Below are 293 nucleotides of genomic sequence, written 5' to 3'. Positions count from 1 at the left end.
CCAGCAAGACCACAAAGAGCGCAGCGACGCCCGCGCCAATGCCCAGCAGCACGCTGGAGGTGAGCCAGGCCGCTACCAGGCCTGCTGCGCCGCCGGTGGCCAGCGAGCCCAGCGCGCGGCCCAGCATGCTGCGCAACACGCTGCCGCCCACCATCACAAAGATAAAGAAGAACAGCAGCAGCTGCGCCGGGTCATCGGGCAAGGCCGACGACGCCTGGTTGTGGGCAGGGGGCGTGCTGCGGGGCGGCGGCAGCGCCTCGCCCTTGATCAGCGCGCTGATCTGGGCAAGGCTG

The 293-nt window shown here is 70.3% G+C and carries 1 pseudogene; it reads right to left on the bottom strand.

What is annotated here, in order from left to right:
* Positions 1 to 293, bottom strand: a pseudogene (locus H928_RS27905) (YgcG family protein); the annotation flags it as partial.

Source organism: Comamonas sp. B-9 (assembly GCF_000410635.1).
Lineage (GTDB): Bacteria > Pseudomonadota > Gammaproteobacteria > Burkholderiales > Burkholderiaceae_C > Comamonas.
The sequence above is the reverse complement of the archived record's forward strand: the minus strand, read 5'-3'. Positions and strand labels throughout refer to the sequence as shown.